Source organism: Candidatus Woesearchaeota archaeon (genome assembly GCA_026394965.1).
Taxonomy (GTDB): Archaea; Nanobdellota; Nanobdellia; order Woesearchaeales; family 0-14-0-80-44-23; genus JAPLZQ01.
Genome location: JAPLZQ010000074.1, coordinates 1 through 6,577 on the forward strand (window position 1 = coordinate 1; position 6,577 = coordinate 6,577).

10 protein-coding genes and 3 tRNA genes are annotated in these 6,577 nt (G+C 40.4%); 5 read left to right on the forward strand and 8 right to left on the reverse strand.

Annotated elements, in window-relative coordinates; translation table 11 throughout:
- The 3 genes from NTV63_03115 to NTV63_03125 all read right to left on the reverse strand — a co-directional run.
- Positions 1-657, reverse strand: a 657-nt coding sequence (locus tag NTV63_03115; GenBank protein ID MCX6709916.1) for a DUF1648 domain-containing protein, incomplete at its 3' end; no start/stop codon positions are given.
- Positions 641-1,144, reverse strand: coding sequence for an 8-oxo-dGTP diphosphatase (locus NTV63_03120; GenBank protein MCX6709917.1), 504 nt, complete (start codon positions 1,142-1,144; stop codon positions 641-643). The genes NTV63_03120 and NTV63_03115, both read right to left, overlap by 17 nt.
- 35 nt (positions 1,145-1,179) lie before the next feature.
- Positions 1,180-1,263, reverse strand: a tRNA-Ser gene (locus NTV63_03125).
- Between the two features lie 170 nt (positions 1,264-1,433).
- Between NTV63_03125 and NTV63_03130 the strand changes: the two genes are divergently transcribed.
- Entirely contained in the window at positions 1,434-2,390 is a 957-nt protein-coding gene (locus NTV63_03130) for a hypothetical protein (GenBank protein ID MCX6709918.1), read from the forward strand.
- A 50-nt stretch (positions 2,391-2,440) separates the two neighbouring features.
- Here NTV63_03130 and NTV63_03135 read toward each other — a convergent pair.
- The 4 genes from NTV63_03135 to NTV63_03150 form a co-directional block, all read right to left on the reverse strand.
- Positions 2,441-2,566: transfer RNA gene (locus tag NTV63_03135), tRNA-Met, on the reverse strand.
- 58 nt (positions 2,567-2,624) lie between these two features.
- Positions 2,625-3,038 carry an HIT family protein gene (locus tag NTV63_03140; GenBank protein MCX6709919.1) on the reverse strand — a complete coding sequence of 138 codons (414 nt, stop codon included), beginning with the start codon at positions 3,036-3,038 and terminating at the stop codon, positions 2,625-2,627.
- Between the two features lie 24 nt (positions 3,039-3,062).
- Positions 3,063-3,710, reverse strand: coding sequence for an HAD family hydrolase (locus NTV63_03145; protein ID MCX6709920.1), 648 nt, complete (start codon positions 3,708-3,710; stop codon positions 3,063-3,065).
- A gap of 67 nt (positions 3,711-3,777) precedes the next feature.
- On the reverse strand, positions 3,778-4,632 hold the full coding sequence (locus tag NTV63_03150) for a metallophosphoesterase (protein ID MCX6709921.1): 855 nt from the start codon (positions 4,630-4,632) through the stop codon (positions 3,778-3,780).
- Positions 4,633-4,813: 181 nt separating this feature from the next.
- Here NTV63_03150 and NTV63_03155 point away from each other — a divergent pair.
- The 4 genes from NTV63_03155 to NTV63_03170 all read left to right on the forward strand — a co-directional run bounded on the left by NTV63_03155 (position 4,814) and on the right by NTV63_03170 (position 6,311).
- Positions 4,814-4,887, forward strand: a tRNA-Ala gene (locus NTV63_03155).
- A 184-nt stretch (positions 4,888-5,071) separates the two neighbouring features.
- Positions 5,072-5,506, forward strand: coding sequence for a hypothetical protein (locus NTV63_03160; protein MCX6709922.1), 435 nt, complete (start codon positions 5,072-5,074; stop codon positions 5,504-5,506).
- A gap of 9 nt (positions 5,507-5,515) precedes the next feature.
- Entirely contained in the window at positions 5,516-6,130 is a 615-nt protein-coding gene (locus tag NTV63_03165) for a hypothetical protein (protein MCX6709923.1), read from the forward strand.
- Between the two features lies 1 nt (position 6,131).
- Positions 6,132-6,311: a DUF1931 domain-containing protein gene (locus NTV63_03170; protein MCX6709924.1), complete on the forward strand. Its 180-nt coding sequence runs from the start codon at positions 6,132-6,134 to the stop codon at positions 6,309-6,311.
- 150 nt (positions 6,312-6,461) lie between these two features.
- Here NTV63_03170 and NTV63_03175 read toward each other — a convergent pair.
- Positions 6,462-6,577: 30S ribosomal protein S8e (locus NTV63_03175; protein MCX6709925.1), on the reverse strand; the 116-nt coding region annotated here is incomplete at its 5' end.

Sequence of the window (6,577 nt, forward strand, 5' to 3'; positions counted from 1 at the left end):
TGCAGAGGCAATGCTCAGAAATAAAAAGCCAATCATTGCGTATTCGCTGAAGAATATTCCAAGAAGCGCGACAAATGATGTTGCCTTGAACAGCTTTCCCCCGAGCTCATGCGTCTTTTTCCACACATTTTCGCTTGAAAGAGTCCATGGAGTCCTTATCCCAATGAACCAGTTCATCCTTGAATTCTCAACGAGGACACCGGTATAATAAAAAAGCGCAGCAAAAGCAGGGGAGAGAAGCCGAATCATGGAAAATCTCATTCCAAGGTTCCAAAAAATGGTTAGCATATAGAGGTAAAACATAAAGAACATCATTATGATTATGAAATTGTCAAACTGCCTCCTGAATTTCTCAATATTTTTCTGCAGGGGGTCAATATTCCTGAATAAAGCAAGCATAATGAGCATTATCGCTGAAAGGATGGGCATGAAGAAAATCCCAAAAGCCCTTGAGGAATAGCCGTCTGCTTTTCCTGAAAATCCCCAGTGGGATGCCATATACTCGGGCATTCTTGGGTAAAGGATAATCCCAATAATAAATGATGCAACTATTATTGCTATAGAAGCAAATTCTGCCCTTCCTATTATTCTACTGCTGAAAAATGGCTTTTTTTGATTTGCCTTTTTATTAATCCTGTCTTTAAATCTGCTTTTCATCTTCAAACACCTTAACTTCCTCAATATTCATGCTGCCTATATTTTCATTGTCTTCCTTGAAAACAAAGGTTGCTTTAATCTTTTTCCCTGAAAGCACGAGTGGAAGCCAGTGGGAGTCATCCTGCCACATCTTCTTGTAGGGAATTTCGTCAAAGCTGAACCACTCAGGCATCATCTCCTCTGTCTCAGATGGGGTTTCCTCCCATTTCTCAACAAGGAATACAGAGACAACCTGATCCCACTCATTGTTTGGGACAGAAGGGCAGAAGAACTTAATCTCAGCGCATTTAATCAGATTTTCAGGAAGAACTCTTATTCCCGACTCTTCGCGGAGTTCGCGCACTGCCGCCTCCTCAATTGACTCTGTATCAAGGAGCTTTCCCCCGAATCCGTTGTATTTCCCCTCTCCGAACCCCCGCTTCTTCATCCCAAGGAGAATTTTCCTATCCTTTTCTATCAGCGGAATGCATAAGGTTGCGCTTTTCATTAAATCCTCCAAATATTGCAAAATAAGAATGCATACGCCGCGACCCGGATTTGAACCGGGATGCCCTTTCGGACACCAGCTCTCAAGGCTGGCGCAATACCAGATTATGCGATCGCGGCAATAATTTCTTAAAGTTTTTGAAAGGATATATAAAGGTTTTTATAGGAGATAAAGAAAATCCAGAAATACAACTTAAAGAAATAATAGTAACTAATAAGTAGTTAAAAAAGAAAAGCTTAAAAGCAAGTTCGTCGTTTATATCGTTGAAGAAATGCTGACGAGGTGAAAAATGGAAAGCAACCAAAATGAAATTGAAAAAAACGGCATTGAAGAAATAATCAGCTCACTCTATTCATACGAGGCACGGGCAAAGCTTGTCTCAAAGATGGCGGGAAAAATTGAGCTTCCAAAATATTACATAGAACGGGCGATTGAGTATTACTCCTCAACCGGAAGAGAAATTGATGCAGTTGATCTTCTTGAAAAAACCGGGAATAAAAACGAGGCAACTGAAATAATCAAAAGGGCAATAGGAAAAAAAGAGGAGTCCAAGGATTACAAGAGTGCAGCAGAGCTCTCAAAAAGGGTTGGAAGCATTGAAAGGGCAATTTCAGACTATGAAAAAGCAGGCGAATTTGTAGTTGCAGCCCATCATGCAAAAGAGTTTGGGGATTTTGAAAGAGCAATAAGAGACTATGTCTCGGCTGACAAGTACTCCGCAGCAGGCGACATTGCAGCATCATTAAATTGGCCCGAACGCGCAAATGCACTTTACGAGGATGGCATAATATTTGCTGAAAGGAAGGATATGTTTGAGCATGCCGGGGACATTTCAATAAAAAAGGGCGAAAAGGAGCGCGCAAATGGGTTTTATAAAAAAGCAGTTGCCCAGTATGAGAAAGAGTTGAAGTATGAGAAAGCAGCAGAGCTTTCAGAAAAAATAGGACTTTATGAAACTGCGGTCAGAAATTACATAAAAGCAGGATTAGTTGAAAACGGCGCAAAGATTGCAATCAAAAACGGATTGGAAGATAAAATGATTGAAGTTCTTGATTCGCAGTTAAGATATGAAGATGTTGCTTTTATGTATTCAAAACAGGGCAACAGGGAAAAAGCAGTTGCTTATTACAAGAAGGCAATGGAAAAAGCAGAGCAGGCAAGTGATTTTAGTGAAGCTGCTGAAATTGCATTAAGAGCAGGAATGCCTGAAAGAGCCAAGATGTACCAATTTGTTTCATCAATTTAAAATTGATTTATTTTTGATTTTAATAATTTATTCTTATAATAAAAAAAATGTGCCGCTGACGGGATTTGAGCCCATGACCTCTACGTTTCTTGATTTGAACTTCATATCATCGGCATTTCTGCCTCATTGCTCAAATATATGAGCGTAGCGCTCTAACCAGGCTGAGCTACAGCGGCTTAACAGGAGAGGGAAAGAGATTGTTTTAAAAACTTTTTGATAAAATGGATGAAAAGCTCACAAGAGCGCTTTCCTAATCCTTTCAGAATAGGCGCTAATCTCCCCGCTTTCATATTCAATATGAGAAACGCTTATTGAAACCTTGTCATCCTTGTTTCTCGGAATTATGTGGAAATGAATGTGGGGAACAATCTGCCCTGCAAACTCGCTGTTGTTCTGGAATATGTTTGCGCCGGGAGAATTTGTTGCTTTCATCACCGCCGTTGCAACCTTCTTCACAGCAGCAATAAGCCCCTTAAGCTCATTTTCAGGAATGTCCTCTATTGTCTGGAAATGCCTTTTGGGAATGACTAATGTGTGCCCCTTGCTTGAGGGCATAATGTCAAGGAATGCTAAAAAATCCTTGTCCTCATAGATTTTTTCAGCGGGGATTTCCCCTTTTGCGATTTTGCAGAATATGCATTCAGGCATTTTATCCAAGCACCATTACACCATTCATTCTGTCTGGAGGAATTTTTTAAGCTCCTCAAGGCTTCCAACACGGTCCGGGAAGTCCGGGCGCCTGTTCTTCCTGTCCACAAGAACTGCCTTTATCCCTGAATCCTGCGCAGGCATTATGTCGCTTTCAATGCTGTCTCCTACAACAATTGCCTCATCAGGGCTTATGCCCGCGTCTGAAAGCGCATTTTCAAGCATTCTCCTGTCTGTTTTAAGGAATCCTGTCTGGTATGACAAAAGAATTGAGTCAAAGTATTTTGAAAGCTCAAACTTCTTGAGAACCGGTTCAACTGAGAAATTATCTGTATTGGAAACAAGAATCAGTTTGCAGCTTTTCTTCAGTTCCTCAAGAACTTTTATTGTCTCAGGATAGGGCTTTGCAAGAAGCCAGTTCTTGTTCCAGAGCCCGATAAGGATGTTCAGCTGGTATTCTGAGGGCTTTATCTCAAATTCATTGCAAACATCTATGAACGCCTCCTTGAGCTCTGCATACCTTCTGAGCATCATGGTTTTCTCAAGAGCCATGACATAATCTGAGAAATCAATGTCATTAAGGCGCAGGATGTTCCTAACCTGCCTTATGGGAGAGTATGTCCCGTTCTCCACAAGAGTCCCCCAAAAATCGAATATTATCGCCTTAATCAATTTTCCACCCCCTTTAATCATGAGATAATATGATTATTAAACTGGAAGATATAATCTGTTTTATTATTTAAATCTTTATGAACTTTATTTTCTTAAGATTGAAAAGGTCAATCACTGCAATGCCTGAAAAAACACCTTCCTTGTAGAGCGCGCCGGGATTCACAGACGCTGTTTTGCCAATCCATTCAACTGATTTGCCACTCAGCTTTGCTGATTCATGGATGTGCCCGTGAAGGGTCAGATAAGGGCTGTCCTTTTCTATGAACTCCCTTATCGCATAGCTTCCGCAGTGGCTTCCATCGCCGCTTATGTCAAGGGAAGTGTTATTTGGGGGGGAATGCATTACATAAACTGTGCTTTCGGGCTTGCTCATCTTTCTGATTTTTGCAATGTCTTCCTCAATGCTGCCCTCATTTTTTTTCCCTGTTGTGGTGATTGCATTTTCAGAGTCAATTGATATGCAGCCGAGGGGGATTTTCTTATCGCTCCTTTCAAACTTCTCCCAGTCCTTAAGCCTGAACGGGGAAACCGGAACAAAGGAATATCCTATTATTGGGGCTCCTGAAATTTCATTCACCTTGTGCATGGAAAGGAGCCTTAAAACGCCATTTTTTTCAGCATCCTCAAGAATCCTGTAGTTTACCCTCGCATCATCATTGCCCATCATCAGAAAAACTTCCTTTCCCTCCTCTTCCTTAATCTTCCTTATCCCGGGAATCAGGAAATTATTCAGAAAATCAGCCTGCATCTCAACGATAATTTTCAGCGGGTAATTCGTTTTCCACGGCGTTATGTCCCCTCCAAGTATTATTGAGGGTATCTTCTTTTCAATGGAATACCCAAAAATCCGGTTGTATACATCTGTCCTTCCGTGAAGGTCTGTTGCATAAAGAACCTTTCCTTCCAAACCTGTCTCCTCCATTCAGTTTCTTATGCGCTCTCATTAAATAAACTTATCTATAAAGCATCTGATTGCCATAAAATGCCAATTAATGATTATTAATGCCAAAAAGTATTGCTGATAACTGCCTGTTGAATTCGTCTGCCGGATTTCATTAAATTTCAAAACTTTTTTAAAGGGAGGGCTTCTCTCAAACTGGATTGGGCTGGTAGTTAAACCTGGTATAACGCGCCCTTGGCTTGGGTGAGGCTTCGGGTTCAAATCCCGACCAGTCCACTTCTTTTTTACCGTTCCGATTTTTTCCTTGAGCGATATTCAAAAAAAAAATCATCCAACGCAGAAATGCTCTTATTTAAAAGAGAAAGTTTTATAAAGAATATTCCTCTCAAAAACAATGCAGCGATTGTTGCTTTTCGCTGGTGTAATTATTGCGCATGTTCAAAAAAAGAGGTTGATGAGAATGGCTGATGATGAATACGAGCTTATTCCGCACAAAGAGATTTCTGAATTAAGAAAGGAAATACAAAACCTGAAAGAGCAGATTAAGGGCAAGCCTGATTCTAACGGCGCATCAGAAAAAACCCTCTTAGAGGCAATAAACGAGCTTATCGCTGTCTTCAGGGAGGCAACAGAAGAGATAAGGGCTAAACCCGGGACAATAGACAAGTTCTCCATACTTGCTGAGCAGAATGAGAAGATTGCAAGGGGAATTCTTGCGCTAGCAGACATAATGACTGAGCGACTTCCCTCACTAAACAAATATTACGCGGATATAAAAACTTCTGAGCCTGCGCCCCAGCAGAAGGTTGAATTCAGGCATACTGAGCCGGAAAATGAATTTGGGAAAAGGCGCTTCCGAAGCATTCAGGGATTTGACGAAAACCAGCCTTATTGAATAAAGAAGATGGAAAATAAGATAGACCCGGATAAGTTTGAGGCGTTTATACGCGCGCTTGGAAAAGCCTCAGACAGGATTCTCAGAGAAGGAAAAAAGCGCTCAGAAATGAGAATAAAGATGCCCGTCCTAAAAAAAGGGAAAAATGCAGATAAAATTCTCTCATACAAGCTAAGGCAGCGCATAAAGTCTGCAATGAAAAAGCTTAACCTCGTCTTTGACGAAAGGGACAAAAGATATGTTTATGTCCAGCACCAGCTTTACGAACTATCCACAAAGAAAAAAGAGGATGAGAAGAAGATAGAGCCATTCCTCAAAAACCTTGAAAAAGAAATAAATTCATACATTGATTTCAAAAAAGGGAGGGAAAAGCGGATTTCTGAGCTTGAAAAGAAAATAAGCAAAAAACTGGGCAAGCCAAAAAAGGAAGTGAAAAAATCTCCGGCAGGAAGAAAGGACAAGATAATGCTGTTAAAGAAAAGGCTTTCCTCGCTCAAGGCAATGCACAGGAAAATGATGAAGAGAAAAAAAAGCTCCTCTGAAAGGAAGAAGCTGAAGGACATTAATAATATGATAAAGCTGTTTCAGTCAAGGCTTGAATTGATAGAAAAACGAGGCGGATGAGATGGGAGAAATCATAATAAAGAGCAGGGTTAAGGATTTCGCAAAGATTGACAACCAGGAATTCAGCGTATCAGGCGATTTCTCAGACGCCCTTGCAAAGAAGGTTGAGGAGATAATCCGGGAATCATGCATCCGCGCAAGGGAGAACAGCAGGAGAACAGTTATGGCGAGGGATTTGTAAAAAAAAAGCCGGAGATTTATTATGCATTCATTTTATTATTTGTTCTTCAATTCTTAACCATAAAAATAATTTTACCGATTCTGATATTCAATCAAAATCAGATTAAATAATAAGTAACAAACAGAAAAAATTCAGTTAAAAAAGAAAAATTTATTTTATCAGGACTGCATTGATTATTCCATGCTGCCCTGGCCTTGAGGTAACCCTTGCCTTGCCAATTTCAGTGTCTATAATTGTGCTCATGACAATTATGTTTCGCCTGACAT